Origin of the sequence: Endozoicomonas sp. NE40 (assembly GCF_040549045.1) — a bacterium.
GTDB classification, from domain to species: Bacteria; Pseudomonadota; Gammaproteobacteria; order Pseudomonadales; family Endozoicomonadaceae; genus Endozoicomonas_A; species Endozoicomonas_A lisbonensis.
On record NZ_JBEWTB010000002.1, the window covers coordinates 4,639,268 to 4,662,542 of the forward strand.

The 23,275-nt window shown below is 49.8% G+C and carries 18 protein-coding genes and 4 tRNA genes; 17 read left to right on the forward strand and 5 right to left on the reverse strand.

Annotated features, from left to right (window positions below):
• The first annotated feature begins 53 nt into the window (after window positions 1-53).
• On the forward strand, window positions 54-1,433 hold the full coding sequence (cysS, locus tag V5J35_RS21930; protein WP_354011336.1) for a cysteine--tRNA ligase: 1,380 nt from the start codon (window positions 54-56) through the stop codon (window positions 1,431-1,433).
• A 273-nt stretch (window positions 1,434-1,706) separates the two neighbouring features.
• Window positions 1,707-2,297: a hypothetical protein gene (locus tag V5J35_RS21935; protein WP_354009178.1), complete on the forward strand. Its 591-nt coding sequence runs from the start codon at window positions 1,707-1,709 to the stop codon at window positions 2,295-2,297.
• Window positions 2,298-2,369: 72 nt separating this feature from the next.
• Here the strand turns inward: V5J35_RS21935 and folD are convergent, their stop codons facing one another.
• Entirely contained in the window at window positions 2,370-3,224 is an 855-nt protein-coding gene (gene folD / locus V5J35_RS21940) for a bifunctional methylenetetrahydrofolate dehydrogenase/methenyltetrahydrofolate cyclohydrolase FolD (RefSeq protein ID WP_354009179.1), read from the reverse strand.
• Between the two features lie 380 nt (window positions 3,225-3,604).
• On the opposite strand from folD, the gene V5J35_RS21945 reads away from it, so the two are divergent.
• The 11 genes from V5J35_RS21945 to V5J35_RS21995 all read left to right on the forward strand — a co-directional run bounded on the left by V5J35_RS21945 (window position 3,605) and on the right by V5J35_RS21995 (window position 15,469).
• Window positions 3,605-3,681, forward strand: a tRNA-Pro gene (locus V5J35_RS21945).
• Window positions 3,682-3,769: 88 nt separating this feature from the next.
• Window positions 3,770-3,846: transfer RNA gene (locus V5J35_RS21950), tRNA-Arg, on the forward strand.
• A 38-nt stretch (window positions 3,847-3,884) separates the two neighbouring features.
• Window positions 3,885-3,960, forward strand: a tRNA-His gene (locus tag V5J35_RS21955).
• Window positions 3,961-4,058: 98 nt separating this feature from the next.
• Window positions 4,059-4,143: transfer RNA gene (locus V5J35_RS21960), tRNA-Leu, on the forward strand.
• Window positions 4,144-4,411: 268 nt separating this feature from the next.
• Window positions 4,412-5,770 carry a trigger factor gene (tig, locus tag V5J35_RS21965; protein WP_354009180.1) on the forward strand — a complete coding sequence of 453 codons (1,359 nt, stop codon included), beginning with the start codon at window positions 4,412-4,414 and terminating at the stop codon, window positions 5,768-5,770.
• A 233-nt stretch (window positions 5,771-6,003) separates the two neighbouring features.
• Complete coding sequence (gene clpP, locus V5J35_RS21970; RefSeq protein WP_262567943.1) at window positions 6,004-6,639, forward strand: ATP-dependent Clp endopeptidase proteolytic subunit ClpP; 636 nt, start codon at window positions 6,004-6,006, stop codon at window positions 6,637-6,639.
• 252 nt (window positions 6,640-6,891) lie between these two features.
• Window positions 6,892-8,202 (forward strand): ATP-dependent protease ATP-binding subunit ClpX, encoded by a 1,311-nt coding sequence (gene clpX / locus V5J35_RS21975; protein WP_354009181.1) that lies wholly within the window; start codon window positions 6,892-6,894, stop codon window positions 8,200-8,202.
• Between the two features lie 260 nt (window positions 8,203-8,462).
• Window positions 8,463-9,770 carry a hypothetical protein gene (locus tag V5J35_RS21980; protein ID WP_354009182.1) on the forward strand — a complete coding sequence of 436 codons (1,308 nt, stop codon included), beginning with the start codon at window positions 8,463-8,465 and terminating at the stop codon, window positions 9,768-9,770.
• Window positions 9,771-10,041: 271 nt separating this feature from the next.
• Window positions 10,042-12,459 (forward strand): endopeptidase La, encoded by a 2,418-nt coding sequence (gene lon, locus V5J35_RS21985; protein WP_354009183.1) that lies wholly within the window; start codon window positions 10,042-10,044, stop codon window positions 12,457-12,459.
• A gap of 572 nt (window positions 12,460-13,031) precedes the next feature.
• Window positions 13,032-13,307: an HU family DNA-binding protein gene (locus tag V5J35_RS21990; protein WP_034873233.1), complete on the forward strand. Its 276-nt coding sequence runs from the start codon at window positions 13,032-13,034 to the stop codon at window positions 13,305-13,307.
• 254 nt (window positions 13,308-13,561) lie between these two features.
• The gene (locus V5J35_RS21995; RefSeq protein ID WP_354009184.1) at window positions 13,562-15,469 is read left to right on the forward strand and encodes a SurA N-terminal domain-containing protein; all 1,908 of its coding nucleotides are present in this window, start codon (window positions 13,562-13,564) and stop codon (window positions 15,467-15,469) included.
• Window positions 15,470-15,570: 101 nt separating this feature from the next.
• Here V5J35_RS21995 and V5J35_RS22000 read toward each other — a convergent pair whose 3' ends face one another.
• The 3 genes from V5J35_RS22000 to V5J35_RS22010 form a co-directional block, all read right to left on the reverse strand.
• Window positions 15,571-16,128: a cytidine/deoxycytidylate deaminase family protein gene (locus V5J35_RS22000; protein ID WP_354009185.1), complete on the reverse strand. Its 558-nt coding sequence runs from the start codon at window positions 16,126-16,128 to the stop codon at window positions 15,571-15,573.
• Window positions 16,129-16,211: 83 nt separating this feature from the next.
• The gene (locus V5J35_RS22005; protein ID WP_354009186.1) at window positions 16,212-16,913 is read right to left on the reverse strand and encodes a class I SAM-dependent methyltransferase; all 702 of its coding nucleotides are present in this window, start codon (window positions 16,911-16,913) and stop codon (window positions 16,212-16,214) included.
• A gap of 80 nt (window positions 16,914-16,993) precedes the next feature.
• The gene (locus tag V5J35_RS22010; RefSeq protein WP_354009187.1) at window positions 16,994-17,461 is read right to left on the reverse strand and encodes an Lrp/AsnC family transcriptional regulator; all 468 of its coding nucleotides are present in this window, start codon (window positions 17,459-17,461) and stop codon (window positions 16,994-16,996) included.
• A gap of 230 nt (window positions 17,462-17,691) precedes the next feature.
• Here V5J35_RS22010 and hppD point away from each other — a divergent pair, with 230 nt between their 5' ends.
• From hppD to V5J35_RS22030, 4 genes are all read left to right on the forward strand, one after another.
• Window positions 17,692-18,792 (forward strand): 4-hydroxyphenylpyruvate dioxygenase, encoded by a 1,101-nt coding sequence (gene hppD, locus V5J35_RS22015; protein ID WP_354009188.1) that lies wholly within the window; start codon window positions 17,692-17,694, stop codon window positions 18,790-18,792.
• A gap of 2 nt (window positions 18,793-18,794) precedes the next feature.
• Window positions 18,795-19,577: a phenylalanine 4-monooxygenase gene (gene phhA, locus V5J35_RS22020; protein WP_354009189.1), complete on the forward strand. Its 783-nt coding sequence runs from the start codon at window positions 18,795-18,797 to the stop codon at window positions 19,575-19,577.
• Between the two features lie 143 nt (window positions 19,578-19,720).
• Window positions 19,721-21,028 carry a hypothetical protein gene (locus V5J35_RS22025; RefSeq protein ID WP_354009190.1) on the forward strand — a complete coding sequence of 436 codons (1,308 nt, stop codon included), beginning with the start codon at window positions 19,721-19,723 and terminating at the stop codon, window positions 21,026-21,028.
• Between the two features lie 112 nt (window positions 21,029-21,140).
• Entirely contained in the window at window positions 21,141-21,986 is an 846-nt protein-coding gene (locus V5J35_RS22030; RefSeq protein WP_354009191.1) for an alpha/beta fold hydrolase, read from the forward strand.
• 26 nt (window positions 21,987-22,012) lie between these two features.
• Here V5J35_RS22030 and V5J35_RS22035 read toward each other — a convergent pair whose 3' ends face one another.
• Window positions 22,013-23,167 carry an exonuclease/endonuclease/phosphatase family protein gene (locus V5J35_RS22035; RefSeq protein ID WP_354016499.1) on the reverse strand — a complete coding sequence of 385 codons (1,155 nt, stop codon included), beginning with the start codon at window positions 23,165-23,167 and terminating at the stop codon, window positions 22,013-22,015.
• Window positions 23,168-23,275 lie beyond the last annotated feature (108 nt).

Sequence of the window (23,275 nt, forward strand, 5' to 3'; positions counted from 1 at the left end):
TAGCTGAAGGCTAAGAAACTGCCTGAAAAAAGGGCAACAGGACATTGAAAGTGCTGCAGATTTATAACTCTCTGACTCGAAAGAAAGAGCCGTTTCAGCCTATCGACGAAAACCATGTGCGCATGTACGTGTGTGGTATGACGGTATATGACTTCTGTCATATTGGTCATGCCCGTACTGTGACAGCTTTTGATGTGGTAGCGCGGTATCTGCGTGCGAAAGGTTATAACCTGACCTATGTGCGCAATGTGACCGATATCGACGACAAGATTATCAAGCGCGCTATCGAGAGCAATGAAACCATTGATGTGCTGACCGATCGTATGATCGCTGCCATGCGGGAAGACTTCGCCCGTCTGGGCAACCTGCCGCCGGATCAGGAGCCTCGCGCAACTGAACATGTGCAGGGGATGATTGAGATGATCAGCGGTCTGATCGAAAAAGGTTTTGCCTACGCGCCGGGCAATGGCGATGTGTACTATCGAGTACGCAAGTTTGAAGGCTACGGTAAGCTTTCCGGCAAGGTGCTGGAAGAGCTGGAAGCCGGTGCGCGTATTGATGTCGAAGAGAGCAAGGAAGATCCGATGGACTTTGTACTCTGGAAAGGCGCTAAAGAAGGCGAGCCTTTCTGGGCATCTCCATGGGGCAATGGTCGTCCGGGCTGGCACATTGAGTGCTCGGTGATGGGCAAGTGCTGCCTGGGTGATACCTTCGATATTCACGGTGGTGGTTCTGACCTGAAGTTCCCGCATCATGAAAACGAAATTGCACAGTCTGAAGCGCACAATGACGCAACCTTTGTGAACACCTGGATGCATTCCGGTGCGATTCGCATCGATAATGTGAAAATGTCCAAGAGTCTGGGTAACTTCTTTACCATCCGTGAGGTGCTGGAGCAGTTCCCGGATGAGGTGGTTCGCTACTTCCTGATCTCTTCACACTATCGCAGTCCGGTGAATTACTCTCAGGAAAGCCTGAAAGAAGCGGCTGTTCGTCTTGAGCGTCTTTACACGGCCCTGAAAGGTCTGGAGCTGAATGGTGTTGAAGCAGCGGCTGAGTCCGGGTTCGAACAGCGTTTCTTCGCAGCAATGGACGATGACTTTAATACTCCGGTAGCACTGGCGGTACTGTTTGATCTGGTACGTGAGCTGAACCGTGTTCGTGCAGAGGATGAGCAGCAGGCATTGCCTCTGGCAGCGTTGCTGGTGAAGCTGGGTGGTATTTTGGGTATTGTTCAGGGAGATGCTGAAGCCTTCCTGAAATCAGGCAGTGATCTGGATGAAGCCTGGATCGAAACGATGATTCAGAAGCGTGCTGACGCTAAGAAAGCCCGTGATTTTGCTGAGTGTGACCGTATTCGTGATGAGCTGGCAGCCCAGGGTATCAGTTTGCAGGATGGTCCCCAGGGAACGACCTGGCGTGTTGATCGCTGATTAAGCACTTAGAGTTTTTATCCATTAAAACGCTTGTGGAGTTTTCGCAGGCGTTTTTTTTTGAGTGTTGCAAAGTGGTGCTTAAAGTTTGAAAGAATGTTGATGCGTGGTGGTATTTGTTGGTCTGGGTCAAGAATTTCCACTGTTATGTGTGTTAGGTTCGATGAACAGAACGTAGCACTGCTGACGGGGAGAGCCTGAAGAATAATAAACTGTTATTGCTGTTGCTTTATTGGGGTTCTGGCTATTACAGACTGAATTAAGGAGGAGCGTATGAGTGGAGAGGTGCAGCTGCCGGTTCTTCTGTTCAATAAGACGGACTTTAATTCTACTATTTCTATTCACAATAAGCGCTGGCAGTGTATCGATATTACCCCTGTTACTCACATGCCTTCGGGACTTCTGGTTGTCAGGATGACTTATTGCAATAACTTTAATTTCAAAATATATGCCTATAAGTCATACAGCCTGAATGGTAATGTCCGGCGCTATGAGGTCGGGGCGATTAACGGCCTTGCTGAGTACGAATTTTACCGCCTGACGTCACAGGTGGCGACACGCTGTCCGGTCAATTATGTAATGTCTTATCAGGCACTGCTGGAAGATGAAGGCATGAAAGATTTCCTTAAGTTGTCTGAGCAAACTGAGCATTACTATAAGCTCAGACATATTAATAAGGGGGTTACGATTTTTTTACCGAAAATCGCTATTGATACCGTCATGCGAACAGGAAAAACGGACGGAAAGGATATTTCGACACTTGGCGGGCTGGTGAGTAGCAAGCAGGGGTTGCATCAGCTGGATGCCATGCTTATGGAATATAATACTGCTTACGCGGAATGGAAGAACGGGCTTTCCATGTAATTTACTGATGGCATAGCATAATTGCAGCGATACCTTTTTGGTAATCACTGCAATGTTTGTCAGGGCTGTCGGTCAGTCATGAAGATGTTCGGCAGCGTACAGCGTATTTTCCAGCAGTGTGGCGACGGTCATTGGTCCTACGCCACCGGGTACCGGTGTGATCCAGCCTGCTCGCTGGCTGGCGGTATCGAATTCTATATCGCCGACCAGTCGGCCATCATCCATACGGTTAATGCCGATATCGATCACGATGGCTCCCGGTTTAACCCATTCCCCCTTGATCAGGCCGGGCTTGCCAACACCCACCACAAGAATGTCTGCTTGTGAAACCACTTCTTCCAGGTTTTGGGTAAAGCGGTGGGCGGTGGTGGTGGTACAGCCAGCCAGCAGCAGTTCCATGGTCATCGGACGGCCAACAATATTGGAGGCGCCCACAATCACTGCATTCTTGCCGCGAATAGGTTCGCCCGTGCTTTCCAGCAGGGTCATAACACCTTTTGGGGTACAGGGACGGAGAAGAGGGATGCGCTGTACCAGTCGGCCAATGTTATAAGGGTGGAAGCCGTCCACGTCTTTATCAGGACGGATGTGTTCAATAACCAGGTCGGTGTTGATGTGTTCAGGCAGGGGCAGTTGGACAAGGATGCCGTCAATGGCAGGGTCATCATTCAGGTTGTCGATCAGGCTGAGCAGCTTGCTCTCAGAAGTGGAGGCGGGCAGATCATGGGAAACGGACAGGAATCCTACGTGCGCGCAGTCTTTCCGTTTCTTGCCAACATACACTTTAGAGGCGGGGTCGTCCCCTATCAGGATGACAGCCAGACCAGGGGCTCTGAGGCCTTGTCCGGTTCTGGCCCTGACTCGTTCAGCAATACTGTCGGTCAGGGATTTGGCAATGGCTTTACCATCAATAGTTATCGCGGTCATGTTCGTCATGTTTACCGGGTTTAGTCTTATCAGCAGACAAGTCCATTATCTTAACAGTGCCAGTCGGTGATAGGCATAGCTGTTCATAGAATAATTGTAGTTGTTTACAGTTAAACGACTGTGTTAGATTAGCGCCGTCTTTGCAGGTGATCCAGGCATATGGACAGACGTTTAATTTTCTACTGAATAAGATGTTCTTATTAATCAGATAGTTAATAAATGTTCTGCAAGCAATGTCTGAGTAAAAAGGGCATTGACGGCAAGAACTGATCTGGGTAACATGCGCCGCATCACTGATCAGTGATGGCTTGTTGCTTAACACAGTTGGTTGTTGGTCGGTTGAAGATGCTCTTGTTAGTTTGATTGCTAATAGAGAATTTCGGGGTATAGCGCAGTCTGGTAGCGCGCCTGCTTTGGGAGCAGGATGTCGGGAGTTCGAATCTCTCTACCCCGACCAGATTTTTTGAGTGCTGAAGTTGAGCAGTTGATTAAATTCTCTGTTTCGGTATTGTTGAAAAGCCTTTAAGTTAAAAGGTATGAGTTGTGCGCCCGTAGCTCAGTTGGATAGAGCATCCGCCTTCTAAGCGGATGGTCGCAGGTTCGAATCCTGCCGGGTGCGCCATCTTCTCTTTGAGTTTGAGAATGATGGCAAGATTTGTGGTGGGCATAGCTCAGTTGGTAGAGCTCTGGATTGTGATTCCAGCGGTCGTGGGTTCGAGCCCCATTGTCCACCCCAATTTTTTTCACAGAAATAATCTGTGGTGACAATCAGATGTGTATGTCTATCAGTATGCATCTGTACAGAGTTAGATAGCAGCGCAGTAAGTGCTCTATGCGGATGTGGTGGAATTGGTAGACACGCTGGTTTTAGGTACCAGTGCCGCAAGGCGTGAGAGTTCGAGTCTCTCCATCCGCACCAGTTGACTATACGGGGATAAGCTTGCTTATCCCCTTTTTTTGTATCGGAGAAATGCCCGGTTATCTGACGGGTGGCATGACTGCCGCTAGTCCGTTATTTCGCTATTGAAAGGCCTCAACAGGGAAATGGCGTGAGAGTGTTAAAAGATTGATTGATGCCGGTGATTGCGCTTCTTTTGTGCGTATCTGATGCATCGGTTACGGTCTTTTGCTAGTCTATGCCGCTTTATCGCAAGTTCGGTAATCAGGTTCAGTATTGAGGAACACAAATGCAAGTCTCCCTTGAAACGACTTCCGGCCTGGAACGTCGCCTGTCCATCGTCATTCCAGCTGAGAAAGTAGACGGTGAAGTCGCCAAGCGTCTGAATGATATGTCCCGCCGTGTGCGTCTGGACGGTTTCCGTCCGGGTAAAGTACCTGCCAAGGTAATGAAGCGCCGTTACGGTCTGGGTGCTCGCCAGGAAGTTCTGGGTGAGCAGATGCAGCAGGCATTTGTTGAAGCTGTGACTCAGGAAAAACTGAATCCGGCTGGCGCTCCTACTGTTGAGCCAAAGACTGATGAAGAAGGCAAGGATTTCGAATTCGTAGCAACTTTTGAAGTTTATCCTGAAATTACTCTGGGTGATTTCGCATCCATCGAAGTTGAGCGTCCGGTTGCTGATGTTAAAGACGCTGACATCGACGAAATGGTTGAAACCCTGCGTAACCAGAGCAAGTCTTTTGAAGACGTTGAGCGCGCTGCTGAAACCGGTGACCAGATCGTATTCGACTACGTAGGCACCTTTGCTTCAGGAGAGCGAGGCGGTGAAGAGTTTGAAGGCGGTAAAGCTGAAAACTCTACTCTGGAACTGGGTTCCGGCCGCATGATTCCTGGCTTTGAAGACGGCCTGACCGGTGTTTCTGCCGGTGAAGAAAAGACTCTGGAACTGACTTTCCCTGAAGAGTACCACTCTGAAGAGTTGAAAGGTCAGGCTGTTGAGTTCGCCTGCAAGGTACACAAAGTACAGGCTGCTGTTATGCCAGAACTGAACGACGAATTCTTCGCTCGTTTCGGCGTAACTGAAGGTGGTGAAGAAGCGTTCCGCACTGAAGTTCGCAAGAACATGGAACGTGAACTGCGTCAGGCTGTAAAAGGCAAGGTAAAGAACCAGGTAATGGACGGTCTGCTGTCTACTAACGAGATCGACGTACCTTCTCCTCTGGTGGCTCAGGAAATCGACCGTATGCGCGAGCAGGCGGTTCAGCAGTTCGGTGGAGCCCAGGGTGGTTTCGATCCTAAGCAGCTGCCGGCTGAGCTGTTTGAAACAGACGCCAAGAAGCGTGTTGCTCTGGGTCTGATCGTTGGTGAAGTGGTTAAGCAGCGTGAAGTTAAGGTTGACGACGACCGCGTTCGCGCCATGATCGAAGAGATGGCTTCCGCTTACCAGGAGCCTCAGCAGGTTATCGACTGGTACTACAGCAACGAACAGCAGCTCTCTCAGGTTAAGTACGTAGTACTGGAAGAGCAGGTGGTTGACACCGTTCTGGAAAGCGCCAAGGTATCTGAAGCTGAAGTTAGCTACCAGGACGCTATCAAGCCAGCGGCTCCGGAAGCAGCTGAAGAGCAGGAAACTGCTGAAGAAGCCTGATCAACGGGCTGAGATTTAGGTAACGCCCTGCGGTGGTCTGTAAAAAGCTTTTGAAACAGACCACCGGTTTGAGGCATCCTTAAATCAATACGCGCTGTCCGGAAAGCAAACATGGAGTTTTCAGTTCTGTTTTCTAAGGTTGTTGCGGTGATTGCCGTTTAAACTAAGACAGCGTTATGCGACCCGTATTACGGGTCGCTTCTCTTCGACTTGGCAAGGAGTTACGACAGGATATGTCCAGACTGATTGAACCATCCTCCATGGCCATTACCAATTCTGGCCTGGTACCGATCGTCGTTGAGCAGTCCGCCCGTGGCGAACGTTCATACGACATCTACTCACGTCTGCTCAAGGAACGGGTAATCTTCCTGGTAGGTCAGGTTGAAGACCATATGGCAAACCTGATTGTTGCCCAGATGCTGTTCCTAGAGTCGGAAAATCCGGACAAGGATATTCATCTGTATATCAACTCGCCGGGCGGTTCCGTAACTGCTGGTATGTCCATTTACGACACCATGCAGTTCATCAAGTGTGATGTCTCAACCATGTGTATTGGTCAGGCCTGCAGCATGGGTTCCCTGCTGCTGACAGCGGGTGCCAAAGGCAAGCGTTTTGCGCTGCCACACTCCCGGGTCATGATTCATCAGCCACTGGGTGGTTTCCAGGGACAGGCGTCCGATATCGCCATCCATGCCCAGGAAATGATGACAATTAAGTCCAGGCTGAACCAGGTGCTGTCCAGCCATACTGGCCAGCCTCTGGAAGTGATTGAGCGGGATACCGACCGCGATAACTTCATGAGTGGTGAAGAAGCGGTTGAGTACGGCCTGATCGATAAAGTTCTGACCAACCGGGCTGCGGCTGAGTAAGTCGCGCTCTCACTGGTTGGCAGTTTGTCCAGGCAACATGAAATCAGGCAGGCGTGCTACCTCAGGTGGCATGCCTGTTTTACGTTTAGACAGTCATGAACCAATAGACCATTCGCCTGTTTCCGGGCGTTGGTGACCTAATGACAGCTGGAAGCTGTTTTTTACAGACTTTTCCATGCGGGGACTTGAAAAAGCACCATAATGCCTGCATCTTGTTCCTATTAGGTGCTGTTTCTACATCAGGGTAATCGAATGACCGACGAAACAAGCGGTAAGGGAGAGGACAACGGCAAGCTGCTGTACTGCTCTTTCTGCGGAAAAAGCCAGCATGAAGTGCGTAAGCTGATTGCCGGTCCATCCGTATTTATCTGTGACGAGTGCGTTGACCTGTGCAACGACATTATTCGGGAAGAGATTCAGGACAGTGATACCGAAACCTCTTCTGACAAGCTGCCGACACCTCGCGAAATCAAGGCGATTCTCGACGAGTATGTTATCGGTCAACCGCGGGCCAAGAAGGTACTGTCGGTAGCTGTATACAACCACTACAAGCGTCTGCGCTTTGGTGACGATAAAGCCTCTGAAGGCAAAGACAAAAACAAGAACAGTGTAGAACTTGGCAAGAGTAACATCATGCTGCTGGGGCCAACCGGTAGTGGTAAAACGCTGCTGGCAGAAACACTGGCTCGCCTGCTCAATGTACCATTCACTATGGCTGATGCCACGACGCTGACTGAAGCGGGTTATGTGGGTGAAGACGTTGAGAATATTATTCAGAAGCTGCTGCAGAAATGTGATTACGATGTAGAAAAAGCCCAGATGGGTATTGTCTACATTGACGAGATCGACAAAATTTCCAGAAAGTCTGACAACCCCTCCATCACCCGTGACGTGTCTGGTGAAGGCGTACAGCAGGCATTGCTGAAACTGATTGAAGGTACGGTCGCTTCCGTACCGCCACAGGGTGGGCGCAAGCATCCACAGCAGGAGTTCCTGCAGGTTGATACCTCGAATATCCTGTTTATCTGTGGTGGTGCCTTCGCTGGTCTCGACAAGGTCATCCGTGACCGTACCGATAAGACCAGCATTGGCTTCTCGGCAGAAGTGAAGAGCAAGGACGACAAGAAGGATCTGGGTGAAACCTTTAAAGAGGTTGAGCCGGAAGATCTGGTGAAGTTTGGTCTGATTCCGGAATTCATTGGCCGTCTGCCTGTGATTGCAACACTGGAAGAACTGGATGAAGATGCCCTGGTGCAGATTCTGACCGAGCCTAAGAATGCCCTGACCAAGCAGTATCGCAAGCTGTTTGAGATGGAAAACGTGGACGTTGACTTCCGTGATGACGCACTGCGTGCCGTTGCCAAGAGAGCGATGGAACGCAAGACGGGTGCTCGTGGCCTCCGTTCTATTCTGGAAGGTGTACTGCTGGATACCATGTACGACATCCCTTCAGAAGATACTGTCTCCAAGGTGGTCATTGACGCTTCTGTGATTGAAGGTAAGTCGGAGCCTCTGCTGATTTATGAAAACACGGAAGCGAAGGTTCTGCCTGATAACGGGTAGGGCTGGATTATCCGGTCCGCAGTGAAAGGCGTTTGTTCACTGCCTCTGATCATAGAAAATAAAGCCGAATAGTCGTTTGTTCCTGTGAATAAATGGTCTGTTCGGCTTTTTTCTTTCTGTTCTGTACTCTCCAGTGCCTTTCTATAGTCAAACCAACCACATTCATGATGGTTATTATCAACCCAATAAGCGACGGGTAAATTAAATACTATTCTTGAAGCTTGGCCGCGTTTCGTGTTTTCAGCAGTTCGGAGCTTCTTATGCGTGAGCCTGAGAACCCTTTTCCATCGCTTAAAGTGAATGGTACTCTGGTTGGTGTTCTGCTCTTCACTGCCATTGTTGTGGCTTTTTTGATTGCCTGCTCGCCCCTTACTGATACACCGACGTCTTTCACGGGGCCGCGTTTCGGTCCGGATATTGATGCATCATCGAATACGGCTAACATCTCACATTCCGGAAATATCACCAAAGTCGTTCGTTTTGTTGAGGGGCTGCACTACCGCGACTGGCAGCACGATCCTGTTATCCGTCCAACCGGTGATATTCACCGAACACAGAAAGGTGAGCTGATTGATGGTTCGACCCATCACCGGGTCCGGATTTACTATTCGCCCGATATTGTAAAATGGCTGAAAAAGTGCAGAAACTCAGCCATTAAACCTTCGGTGTCCGAATGCAATGCTGAAATGGATAACAAAGCGCTTCCTGATGGGGCAACCATGGTCAAGGAGATGTACAAAACGGTTACGCCTGAGTACCCGGAAGAGGACCTGGTCATTGGCTGGGCGGTGATGGTCAAGAAAAATGGTGCATCAGCCGACGGTTGGTTCTGGGTAATCCACTTCAAGGAAGCCTTTCGCTCCAAGGGAGTGATTTTAAATGGACACGACCTGATCCGTTCCGAACCACTTAAGTCAGAGTTTACCCAGCAGTGGGATCAAATTCAGCCGCACTGGGAAGTGATTACCCGGGAAGACCAGGTGCAGATTTATGAAGAACGATACCTTAACCAGTACGGGGACAGTTATCTGCTGAATACCAGTTTCCTCGGCATAGGCAAAGTAGTGAAAGAAAACCGGCTGTTCCCCAGGGGCTATCACTATGATCACATCAAGCAGCAATATGACAAGGCGTTAAAAGCTTTGAAAACTGACCAGAAGCCTGGTGTTAAAGAGTTACTTGAAAAGTGGACTTCGTTAATGCCGGTCTGCCTTCTGGGAAAGGTTGAGGATAAGGCTTTACCGGATTCTCTGAGGAAACCATTGCCGGACGGTGCCAGTGACCCGAATGACGATATTAATTTCACCGATGGCGACGGAGCAGATAGTATTTTATATAAAATCCCGTTCAGTCAGATTAAGGGGGCTGCCAGTGCTTTTGTGCAGCTGAACTATCAGAATATGCCACCTTATTATCTGCGTGATCGTTTCAAGCTGGGGAAGGGTGGAGAGCAGACCCAGAGGCTGTATTACCTGCTGGGCCACACTCGCACAGAAAAAACTGCAATAGAGGGATGGAAAATCAGAGTGGCGAAAGATCGTCGGCCTATACAGATAAAAGCTCTGTAGCCAGAAAAGCAGACCCGGGATGGTCAGCTTTTGGCTGAGTCGAGTGGCTGAAGGGGCTGAACCACTTTAAAAAGCCATGGTCTAAATGGAGCGGACTATTGTAATTTCACAAGAAAACCCGCATCTTTGCAGGTAAGAGCCTGCCGATTTGTATAATGGCTCAATCGCTGCAGGTACCTGCTGACTCTTTGTCATACGGCCTGACAACCGTCAGGTGTCGATTAACTCAGGTCAGCCCAAGTTGTGAAGCCGTTATAAGGGGAGCTGAATCATGGATAATAACGATACTGTACACTTGTCAGAACCCTTCGATCTGCCGTTGTTGCCATTGCGGGATGTCGTTGTCTACCCGCACATGGTTATTCCTTTATTTGTAGGGCGTGAAAAATCCATTCTGGCTCTCGATGAGGCAATGTCGAAGGGCAAGAAAATACTTCTGGTGGCCCAGAAAAATGCTCAGGTCGATGACCCGTCAGAATCAGAGCTGTTTTCCGTGGGTACCGTTGCCAGCATTCTCCAGTTACTGAAACTGCCGGATGGCACCGTCAAGGTACTGGTTGAAGGTGAAAAACGAGTTTATGTTGATGATCTGTATGACACCGACGGCTATGTGATGGCCTCCATACAGATGGCGACTACGCCTTATGTCAGTGAGCGGGAAGGTGAAATTCTGGTCCGTTCCCTGATGTCTCAGTTTGAGCAGTATGTTCAGCTCAGCAAAAAAGTCCCCAATGAAGTCCTGACCTCCCTGTCAGGTATTGATGAGCCGTCCAAGCTGGTGGATACCATTGCTGCTCACATGCCCATGAAGATCGAAGACAAGCAGAAAGTGCTGGAAATCGAAGACCTGGGTGATCGCCTTGAATATCTGATTGGTATCATGCAGGGCGAAATGGACTTTATGCAGGTCGAGAAAAAAATCCGTGGCCGCGTAAAAAAACAGATGGAACGCAGCCAGCGTGAGTACTATCTCAACGAACAGATGAAGGCTATTCAGAAAGAGCTGGGCGATATGGACGAAGCGCCCAATGAGCTGGATGAGCTGAAAGAGAAAATCGAATCGGCTGGTATGCCGGCAGAAGCTAAAGAAAAGACTCTGGCCGAACTCAACAAGCTGAAGATGATGTCACCGATGTCCGCCGAGGCAACGGTGGTGCGTGGCTATATCGACTGGATGATCTCTGTACCCTGGAAAAAGCGCAGCAAGGTTCGTCACGATATGAAGCGCGCCCAGGATATCCTTGAAAATGAACACTTTGGCCTGGAAGAGGTGAAAGAACGAATTCTGGAATACCTTGCTGTCCAGAAACGTGTCAGGAAGATCAAGGGTCCGGTCCTGTGTCTGGTAGGTCCTCCGGGTGTGGGTAAAACCTCTCTCGGTGAGTCCATCGCCAGAGCGACCAACCGCAAGTTTGTACGCATGGCGCTGGGTGGTGTTCGGGATGAGGCGGAAATACGCGGTCATCGTCGTACTTACATTGGTTCCATGCCTGGCAAGCTGATCCAGAAAATGTCCAAGGCGGAAGTGCGTAACCCGCTGTTCCTGCTGGACGAGATCGACAAGATGGGTTCCGATATGCGTGGCGATCCCTCTTCCGCCCTGCTGGAAGTGCTGGACCCGGAGCAGAACAACTCGTTCAACGATCATTATCTGGAAGTGGACTACGACCTCTCTGACGTGATGTTTGTCTGTACCTCCAACTCTATGAATATTCCGGCGCCACTGCTGGATCGTATGGAAGTCATTCGCATACCGGGTTACACCGAAGACGAAAAGGTGAATATCGCCACTCGTTATCTGGTACCCAAGCAAATCAAAAACAGCGGCCTGAAGGACAAGGAGCTGTCCTTTGAAGAAACCGCACTGCGTGACATTATTCGTTACTACACCCGTGAAGCGGGTGTGCGTGGCCTGGAGCGGGAGATTGCCAAGATCTGTCGCAAGGCTGTGAAAGATGCCGCCCTGTCGGTTGAAGACCGTAAAGATGTAGTAATACCGGAAGTCCTTGAATATTTCCTGGGTGTGCGCAAGTTCAGTTTCGGGCGTGCAGAAGACCAGGATCAGGTAGGGCAGGTAACCGGACTGGCCTGGACCCAGGTCGGTGGTGAGCTGTTGACCATTGAGTCCATGGCAGTGCCGGGCAAAGGGCAAATTACCAAGACCGGCTCTCTGGGTGATGTGATGCAGGAATCCATTCAGGCAGCGCTGACCGTCGTCAGAAGTCGTGCCAGGGCGCTGGGGATTGATGCGGACTTCCATCAGAAGAACGATCTTCATATCCATGTGCCGGAAGGGGCGACGCCGAAGGATGGCCCAAGTGCCGGTATTGGCATGTGTACCGCACTGGTGTCTGTGTTGACCGGTATTCCGGTTAAGGCCGAAGTGGCCATGACTGGCGAAATCACCCTGCGCGGACAGGTGCTGGCCATCGGTGGTCTGAAGGAGAAACTGCTGGCGGCTCACCGGGGTGGCATTAAAAAAGTGGTCATTCCTGAAGAAAACCGCAGAGATCTTAAGGAAATTCCTGACAACATCAAGGAAGCGCTTGAGATCATTCCTGTGCAATGGATTGATCAGGTGCTGGAAGTGGCGCTGCAATACACGCCAGCGGCCCTGCCAGAGCCATCTGAGTCAGTAAAAGCCGAAATTAAATCCGAAGAACCTGACAAACTGATCAAAACCCATTGATTGATTCTGCACGTCAGCCTCTGTTTTGGGGCTGACGTGCAGTAATGACGCGGGTTTGCTTGTTGACAGAGCCACAACGGCGTTGGTATAAAAAGCCGCTACCTCAAGCCGCAGACCGAGATGTCTTGTGTAAAAGGGTTACAGTAACGATTTAGTCACAGTTACGGGTAACTTTTTGACAAGTTTTTAGTATTTTCAGGCATTTAGCCCCGGAAAACAGGCACAGTCTATTGCGTTGCATCGTTGCATCGTATTAAGGTGGATGTCGGTTTTTTGCAGTCATATTGTCTGCAGTACTGGACTCTCATCTGTTTGGAACAGGGTTCCGGTCGTTCTGCCTGCCGTACTTGTCCATTTTTATCATCAGGTCACGACAGGCAGGACAAAAATGACGGTGAATCGCGCAGTGAGAGGTTTTTGCTGAGTATTGTCAGGTCAGGTTGCTTGTGTTTTCAGCAAAAATCACGCAGCATAGCGAAACACTTATTGGGTCAGGCATTCGGGGCGTTTACGTTTCTGACTGCCTTCTAGCCAAACGGCTACAAAGCATCCTACAAAGAAGGGGAATTCGAGTGAACAAGTCCGAGCTGATTGATTCCATCGCGGCATCTGCAGACATCCCAAAGGCGCAGGCTGGACGTGCGCTGGACGCTATGATCAACACGGTTACCGATGCTCTGAAAAACGGTGAGCAGGTTGTTCTGGTTGGTTTTGGTACTTTCGCTGTCAAGGATCGTGCGGCCCGTACTGGTCGTAACCCTCAGACTGGCGAGCCTATCGAAATCGCTGCTGCCAAAATCCCTAGCTTCAAGGCTGGTAAGGCTCTCAAGGACGCGGTTAACGTTTAATTCGCGCTGGGTAGAAGCCTGGTTGCAGGCTTCGCAGAACCTAAACACCGGATGCTGGCAGAGATTGGCAATGACTCAGTCTTTGAATATAATCTCCGTTACATCCAAAAAGGCGCATCAGTCGATGCGCTTTTTTTTTAACTCGAAGGCCAGTGGTTTACCTGTGCCTGTTCGGGGCGAACAGTAAACTTGGGCGTCTGGCCGCACTTAGCAGCAGTCTCAGACATTAGCCGAGCTTGGAACATGAGGTTGATATGCTCCAAACAATGAGGGAAAAGTCGAAAAGCTGGGTAACCTTTGTGGTTGTCGGCGTGATCGCTTTTATGATGGCCATTACCGGCCTCGAAACACTGGCACCTAATCCTAACAACAGTGATGTTGCCAAAGTTAACGGCGAGGAAATCAGCCGCTTTCAGCTGAGCCAGTCAGTTGACCAGCAGCGTCGCGCCATGATCCAGCAGATGGGAGAGCGTTTTGATCCATCTCTGGTTGACGACAAACTGCTGCAGAACAATGTTCTGGACAGCCTGATCGAGCGTGCCTTGCTCCTGCAAGCTGCCAGGTCCGGGAAAATGGACGTCAGCGATGTCAGCCTGGATCAGTTGATTCTTTCTATTCCAGAATTCCAGCAGGACGGCCAGTTTAATCAGGACCGTTTCCAGATGGTCCTGCGCAGTGTTGGTATGACCCCCCTGCAGTTTCGTTCAGTGCTGCGTGAAGACATTCTCATGAACCAGATGCAATCCGGTATTGCCGGCAGTGAGTTTGTGACAGCAGCTGAAATCAGACAGCTTAACAGCCTGGAGCGCCAGACCCGTGATATCGCCTGGCTGACCCTCGAAGCTGACAAGGTTCGTGACAGCATCCAGCCTTCTGAAGAAGAGATTGTCGCCTACTACGAAACCCACTCTGAACGTTTTATGACCGAAGAGCAGGTCGTCATTCAGTACGTAGAGATGAAAAAGGCAGACCTGAAGAGCGATATCGAAATCAGCGACCAGGAACTGCGTGATGAATATCATCGTTACACCGATCAGCTGAAAGAAACCAGCCGTGATAAACAGCAGGTGTCGACCATTTTGATCGAAACCGGTGATAAGCGTGATCTGGCTGCGGCTGAAGAACGTGCGGCAGAAATCGAAGCCAGGCTGGCAGCCGGAGAGTCCTTTGCTGAACTGGCAAAGACATACTCTGATGATCCGATTACTGCTGATAAAGGCGGTAATATGGGTATGGTTGAAGAGGGTTTCTTTGGTATTGCCTTTGACGACGCTATCAGCAGACTGGAGATCGATGAGGTGTCTGAACCGGTTGAAACCGAGTTTGGCCTGCAGATCCTGACAGTCACTGCCCGTGAAAAAGCGACTCTGCCATCCTTTGACGAAGTGAAAGCACAGCTGTTGAGTGACCTGCAAGCTCAGGAAGTCAACGTTCTGTTCCTGGATCAGAGCCGTCTGCTGGCAGATATCAGTTTTGAAGCGTCTGACCTGACTCAGCCTGCTGAACAGATGGGCCTGGAAATCAAGGTGTCTGAGCCGTTCGGTCGCCAGGGTGGTACGGATGAAATCACTTCCAATCCCCGTGTGATTGCAGAAGCCTTTGACGAGGAAGTACTGGATCTGGGTGCAAACAGTGAACTGATTGAAATCAGCCCGGAAGAGGTGCTGGTTCTGCGTGTGAAAGATCACAGACAGCCTGAACAGAAGCCGCTGGAACAGGTGCGTGACAGCATCGTTCAGTCCCTGAAGGCTGAGAAGACGCGTGACCAGCTGCAGGAGCAGGCTGAGCAATTGATCGTTCAGTTGCAGGAAGGGGTTGACAGTAAGAAAGTGGCAACAGATGCCGGGCTGGAATGGTCCGGGTCAGACAAGGCTGCCCGCAATCAGCCGGGTGTTGCCCGTCAGCTGTTGACGACCGCTTTCAAAATGCCGCATCCGGCTGAAGGCGAGCAGGTTTTTGATCGCACAGAGCTGCCTGGTGGTGATATTGTTGTGATTGCCCTGAGTCAGGTTCATGCAGGTGAAGCTGCGATTGACGATGTCGCCCAGGCTCGTATGATGGCCAGCTACATCGCTGCCGGTAATGGCCGGGTGCTGTTTGACCAGTATGTGCGCAGTCTGAAAGACGACGCCAAAATTAAAATCTATGACGAAGATGAGTGATAAACATCATTCTGATTAGGTAAAAAAGAAGCCGGACATTGTTCCGGCTTCTTTTTGTCTGATATATAGGTCTGAAATAAAGAGTCAGGAGTAAAAAACCATTATTCACGCTCCTCCAGGTCCAGCAGCCAGTCACCAGCCATCCAGTAGTCATCCATATCCAGAGACATCACCGGCGTATCACCTTCCTCTTTCAGTTCCTTACCCTCTCGGAATGACTCCAGGCAATCCTCCTCAATCACCTGCCCGGTCAGCTCTGGCCTGTGTTCTTTGGCAACCGTCTCAAGCATCTGCTCTGCAGAAAGACTGAAGTCGCATTCCCATATTTGTTTCAGTCCTGCTCTGGATGCACCGAAGATGATGCGGGAGATAGTAATGCCGCTGCATCTTGCCCAGACAATAGCGGCCATGGCACCAGGGTCTGGTTCGGCGTTGGTGACCAGGGTCAGGTTCTGTTCAGGCTTGCAGTGATAGTTACCTGCCAGCATATGGATAGCCAGTCCTTCGGCACTGAAAAGGGGGCTGATGTGTATGGCGTTGGCTGCAGTCACCAGAATCTGACCGCATGGGTCTATAATGCAGCAGGCAAAAGGGCTGACCGGGTTGGCGGTAATGCCCAGTTCGATCAGTTCGCCCATCAGCTCTTCATATTCTTGCATGATAGTCCTCCATTAGAGCGTCCATTAAAGAGTCCGCTGAAAGTCAGTGACAAAGATAGTTCAGAAACTTCTGTCGGTATGGGTCAATCGAGCTTTTTACATTCAAAGAAAATAAAGTTCGGATGTGTGGAGAGCCAGGCAAAATCGTCTGGATGGCGATCTTTCATGGCCTCTGCCGGTTTGCCTTCTTCCAGACGAGCAACGTAGAGGCCGGCTTCACTGACAGACCGGAACAGCTCTGTCAGCGAGCGCCGGAAAAACTGAACTTCAACAGGTTTGCCAATGGTGTCCCACTCTTCAGTAATCAGTTCCTTTTTGAAATAATTTCCGGATGGTGACGCGCTGAAATCCACCATAGGATGATGGGTTGAAAAGAAAAAAGAACCATCGTCCTTTAACACTCTGCGAACGTCTGAAAACAACGGCATCAGGTCGTTAAGGTAGTGAATCGTCAATGGGCAGACAATGAGGTCGATGCTCTGGCTGCTTTCTTCTTTCAGTCCATGTGCCAGATCGTGCTGGTAAGCGGAAACCTTTTCCCCAAACTCTCGTTGAACCAGCTCCACCATTTCAGCAGACCGGTCAGTGGCACGAACAATGGCACCCTGTTCAATAAAGTGTCTGCAATAGGCTCCGGGACCGCAACCCAGGTCGAGAATCTTCTTGTCCTGAAGCTCTGGCAGCATGGACAGCATAGAAGGACGTTCAAGTAATCCGTTATAGACATTATCCCGGATGGCCTGTGCATAGTCCTCAGCATGCCGGGTGTACATAGAGTCAATCATGATGTGATGCCTAAATGGCGGTATGCTAATGATTGACCATGACTTTCAAATGAGTGGTTGTACTGATGTATCAGATCGAATCAGGCGATAGGCAGGCGGGTTGATGATTTTATCGAAGACAGGGCCAGTGCCGTTTTAACCTGACAGACACCGGGCAAAGTCATCAGCTCGTTCATAAGAAAGTCCGTCAGTGCCTGACGGTTTGGGGCTATCACTCGCAGCAGGTAGTCACCATCACCGGTGATGGCATGACATTCAAGAATGGCATCAAGGGTATTTACAGCGTTATTGAAGTGCCGGGTGGTCTGTTCATCGTGTTTTTCCAGCTGGATAGTAATAAAAGCTTCAACATCCAGCCCCAGGGCCTGTGGATTCAACAGTGTGACCTGGCTGCGGATATAACCCTGTTCCTTCAGCCTGTTGATCCGCCGTGAGCACTGGGATGCTGACAGTCTGACCTTTTCAGCGACTTCTGCCAGCGAACGGGTTGCTTCGGTCTGTAGTGTATCCAGAAGTCGCAAGTCGTATGAATCGAGCTGTTCAGCCATTGTTCTGCTTATCCTCCCGAAGTGGACATGATTGCACTGGCAGGGCAAAAAATGCGGATTCTTTGCATTATCGTGCTTGACTGCCATCCAGATCGCAACCCTTTTGTATCTTGCTGTGGATATACTGAATGAGTAAATAACCGACAGAAGAGATTCGGTTCACAACAAAAAAAACAGTACCGCAACCGCTCTTAACTATACTGTTATCCCGATATCAGTGAGGGTAATTCATGAAGGAAACGAATCGAAGGCAGTTAATTACTGACAGTAATCCGATGGGTACCGACGGCTTTGAGTTTGTCGAATTTGCTTCAGCCAATCCGCAGGAGCTTCATCAGCTTTTCCGTAGTTTTGGTTTTGTGTCAGCCAGAAAGCATAAATCCAAAGACATTACTCTCTACGAACAGGGAGACATCCGGTTTCTGGTCAATGGAGAGGCGGCTTCATTTGGCCGGTCGTTTTATGAAATTCATGGCCCCTGTGCCTGTTCCTTTGGTATCAGGGTCGCTGATGCCGATTACGCCTTTGATCGTGCGCTGTCTCTGGGGGCCGACGCCGGTGATTCTGAACTTGGCGTTAATGACCGAAAGGTCCCCTGTATTAAAGGCATTGGTCAGAGCCTGCTCTACCTTGTTGACCGCTATGGCGAAGACGGCTCCATTTTTGACGATGAATTTGAAACGTTACCGGCATCAGCGGCTGCGGATAAAGACGGCGTCGGTCTGGAAGTGCTGGACCATCTGACCCACAACGTTGCCATGGGTGATATGGACAAATGGGCAGGCTTTTATGAGCGCCTGTTTAACTTTAAGGAAATTCGCTACTTTGATATCGAAGGCAAACTGACAGGCCTGAGGTCCAGGGCAATGACCAGTCCCTGCGGCAAAGTAAAAATTCCTATCAATGAATCTTCTGATGACAAAAGCCAGATTGCCGAGTATCTGGAACAGTACAATGGAGAGGGCATTCAGCATATCGCCCTGACCGCTCGGAATATCTTCGAAACCGTTGATCGTATGCGCGAGCTGGGAACCGGGTTTATGCCGTCACCTCCAGATACCTATTATGAAATGTTGTCTGAACGGTTGCCCTGGCACGATGAAGATGAAAGTGCATTGCAGAAGAGGGGGATTTTGTTGGATGGTGGGCAGACCAATGCTTCCGGAGATGGCCTGCTGTTGCAGATTTTTACCAAGACGGTAATTGGTCCGATCTTTTTTGAGATTATCCAGCGCAAAGGGGATGAAGGCTTTGGTGAAGGTAACTTCAAGGCTCTGTTTGAGAGTATTGAGCGAGACCAGATTCGCCGCGGAGTTCTCAAGGATGAGTAATTATGAAATCATCAAAATACACGGCTAGAAAACCGGATGAACAGGGTTTTATCCATTATCCGGATGAAGAGCATGAAACCTGGAGCATTCTTTACAATCGACAGATAAAGATTCTCCCGGATCGTGCCTGCGATGAGTTTATTTCCGGTCTGGAACTGCTGGGGCTGTCGCCGGATAATATTCCTCAACTGCCGGATGTTTCCAGGATTCTGGCAAAAGAGACCGGATGGGGCGTTGCCCGGGTTCCGGCGCTGATCTCATTTGACCGTTTCTTTCAGTTACTGGCAGATAAGCAGTTTCCGGTTGCGACGTTTATTCGAACCCGCGATGAGCTGGATTACCTGGAAGAGCCGGATATTTTCCATGAGATATTCGGTCACTGCCCGTTGCTGACCAATCCGGCCTTTGCTTCCCTGACCGAGACCTTTGGCAAGGTGGGGCTGGGAGCCAGTAAGGAAGAACGGGTTTATCTGGCCAGACTGTACTGGTTTACAGTGGAATTCGGATTGCTTGAAACCAGCCAGGGAAAACGCATCTATGGCGGGGGAATTCTTTCCAGCTACAAGGAAACACGGTCCTGCCTTGGCAGCAAACCCACCCATCAACCGTTTGGAGTTAACCGGGCGCTGCGTACGCCGTATCGTATTGATATTGTTCAGCCGGTTTATTTCGTGATTAATGCGCTGGCTGATTTGCAGGTGTTGGGGGAGTCTGACCTGTTGAGTCTGGTCAGGGAAGCCATGAAACAGCCAATGTATGACCCCTTATTCCCACCCTCAACCTGATTCACGCAGTCTGTAATCAGTCCTTTCATCGCCAGCTTCAGCCGGGTTAAGAAGACTTTTTCTGACCCGGTGATTTCCTGACCAAAACGGCCGATAGCTTATACAGCAGGATTTTGCCTGATAATTACAACGGGAAGCAGACTGTGGGAGCTATCATCAAGCTTTTTAGTGGGCTGTTTATTCTTCTGGCCTTATTTTTTGGTGCCATTTTAACGTGGCTTATCGTCTCCCTTGAACCTGAGCCAACTGTTCAGGGTTGGAAAGATTCGACGCCATCTATTGAACGGGCAGAACACTGGATTGCTCAGGTGAAATCCGATGTGGATTCGAACAAGCTATTTCGTGTTGAGATTAACGATCAGGATTTGCGCTCACTGATTTTTTACTGGTCCAGCCGACTGAACCAGCTGGGGCAGGACAGAGTGAAAGTCTACGGCGCTGATACCGCATTTATCGATGATAAGCTGGCGGTGAGAGTCACTACACAGATTCAGCTTGATCAACCCCGGTTTATCAATGTTGAGCTGATGTTTTCAGGTCATGAAGGAGTTCCCAATTGGGATTATGCCACGATGGGGACTGTGACTTTTGCCGGTGAGTGGATAAGCCGGGCCTGGACTGAACTGGTTTTTCCTGCACTTCCTGAAAATCGCGCAAGACTCTGGAAAACCGTTACCGGTGCCGTCAAACGTTTTGATATTTTCCCCGATAAAGCAGTCCTTGTGTATCGCTCCAACAAAGAGTTGCGAGAAACCCTTAAAGCTCAGGCGGAGGAGCTGGTATTGGGTGATAAGGATGAAAAAGCCGCCATAGAGCTTTATCTCAGTGTTCTGGCCGCGGCTGCTTCCCAGCACTCCCTGTCTGACATTCCCATGTCCTGGTTATTGCGAACGATGGTTGGGCTGGCGGTGGCGCGCAGTGAAGAGGGTAGTGCTGTTGATGAGAATCGTCGTATGATCCGGGCTTTCGCGATTCAGGTGGCGGACGATTCGGTACGATCTCTACTGGGTCCTGGCATTAAGCCCAGGTTTTTGGATCGCCCCATTATCCTCAGGGGGCGTTTTGACCTTACCCAGCACTTTCTTGTCAGTGCCGCTCTGGCCCTGACTCTGGATGAACAGACCGCCCTGAATATAGGAATCAGTAAAGAGAAGGCTGATGCCAAAGCGGGAGGCAGTGGTTTCAGCTTTTCTGATTTAACCGCCGATATGGCGGGTATACGCTTTGCGTCGGCACTCACGGGCAGTGAGGAACAGGCCAGAATGGCCCAGCAGTTTTTACTGCAGAACCGGGGTGAACAGACTTTTATGCCGGAAATCGCCTGGTTGCCCCAGGGACTCACAACGGGGGCGTATTCAGACCTGGTGCGTCATCCGCTTTACCCTGCCATGCTGGATCGAATTGTAAAGCGGCTGCAAAACCTGCCTTTGCTGCTGGCGGTTGGTGAATAGTTTTAACGCAACACTCCTTCCTGACATACGGCCTCAGCTGTAATACACTAACGCGCTTTGTTGATTATTAAGAAGGTTAAGCCATTGAAAAATAGGCTGACAGGAGTGTGCTATGCAGCCCAGAGATATTGAGATCAATACAGGGCGAATGGTATTTTCCGGCCTGGAGTGGGGTGATCCGGAGGCAAAACCGGTACTGGCTTTTCACGGTTGGATGGATAATGCCGCCAGTTTTACCCCCGTTGCCCCACTGTTAAAGAATATACGACTGATCGCTGTTGATCTGGCCGGGCATGGACGTTCACAGCATCGTCCGGCGGATATGGATTACTGCGTCTGGAACTATGTTGAAGACATCATTGATATTGCTGATACATTAGAATTGCAGAGCTTCAGTCTGATGGGACATTCGCTGGGTGCTGTGGTTTCTGTTATGGCATCCACCGTTTTAAAGGAACGGGTCGAGCATCTGATCTGTATTGATGGCCTGTATCCCTGGCCTAGAAAACCGGAAGATGCTCCAAGGGTTCTGGCTGACTATATTGAGCAGCGCAGAGCTCACCGTAAAGGTAAAACCCTTAACCGTTTCAAGACCATGGAGCACGCGGTTCGTATCCGTTCTTTTGGGCAGTTCCCGGTCAGCCGGACGTCGTCTGCCTTGCTGGTAGAACGGGCGCTTTATCTGGATGGCGATGCCTGGACCTGGCGAACCGACCCAAGGCTCACGCTGTCTTCACCTTTACGGTTTACGCCGGAACAGGCCATGTCATTTGTTGATGCCCTTGAGTGTGATACCCATATGTTTTATGCCGAAAAAGGAGTGGTTGACTCCATTGTCGGACACAGTACCGAGCGTTTTCCTGATGTGCATTTTCACGCCATAAATGGCACGCATCATTTTCACATGGATGGCTCAACGGAGTTTGTAGCAGAACGAATTAACGGTATCTTGTCATAAATTTAAAATAGCCATAAGCAGTCGGCTTATGGCGTGAATTGGATATCAAACACCAGGGCATTGTGATCACTGTTGAGTGTATGAAACAGGTATTGGCCAGTAAAGCAGACATTACTGTGATTCCGGGGTTTAAGGAACAGGTAATCAATACGTATCAGTGACCAGACCGTTGCGCCGGGGGGAGCAATGCAGGCGTGGTCAAAAGAGTCTGTATAGCCATGCTGTTCGAGCAGTTCCAGCACATGTAAGTCTACTGTTGTATTTCTTGACCGGGCATTCAGTTCAAGTGCAAGACGCTTTCTTTCAGACAGCTGTCTTGCCATCGGAGTGTTGAGGTCGCCGCCAATAAAATGGGTACTGATTTCAGAGTAGTAAGGATTGGCAGTCATCATGTTTAAAGTACCCTCTAGCTGTAACGTTTTAAGCTGGCTGTCATCGGTGTGGTCAAGATGAATATTAACAATCTGTAGTAGCTGATCGGTCCCGTCTGGAATAATGGTATTAATAATGGCGCATCGCCCTTGTAATGATGAGGTGTCAGGTACGACGCCATCACGGAGAGGTAAATCTGTGCCAGTCGCAGTTGGATGATAAAAATAGTAACTGGTATAGAGGTGTTCAGCTTTTTTGCGCACCAGGGTCAGGTTGCCTACAGGAAGAGAATTTTTGAAATTGTCAGGCTCCGGGCAGAAATAATACGCTGTTTCGGGCATTTTGAGCGCCCTGAGCAGGCGATGAATGATATTCTGCTCGAAAACGACCTCCTGCAATAAATAGACATCTGCATTCATTGCTACCATCTCTTTAATCAGTTCATTGGCGACATTCCCTGATGTTGAAAAATACCTAATGCCAGCCTGTTGCCAGAAATGAACATTGTAGGTGACCACTCGCAGGGTCTTTCCGTCTTTATTGTGGGTGGGGATGCCCCGATTTTTTTCCAGGCTTTTAAACTGTAGCTCCTGATAGGCGCGCATCAGTGAGTGTTTCGGACAGGAACCCCGGGAGCAGTCTGCCGGTAGCCGGGGGTTAAGTTCGTAATTATTGTTTCTGGTTTTGTCATTATGGAGGGTGACGGTCTTTGCCAGCCACGGATAGATGCTGCCTGCAGAGAGTGGCAGAGATAACCAGCAGAGACTAAACAGGATCAGCCCGGCAGTAGTATTATAATTCATTCGCATTCGATTATTTTGTCAGGGCTGCGTTGATTGTATTGGAAAATGAACATAGCTCTGATCTTTTTCAATTTCCAAACAGTCATGCGAGAAAAATGCACGATCAGTATCCAG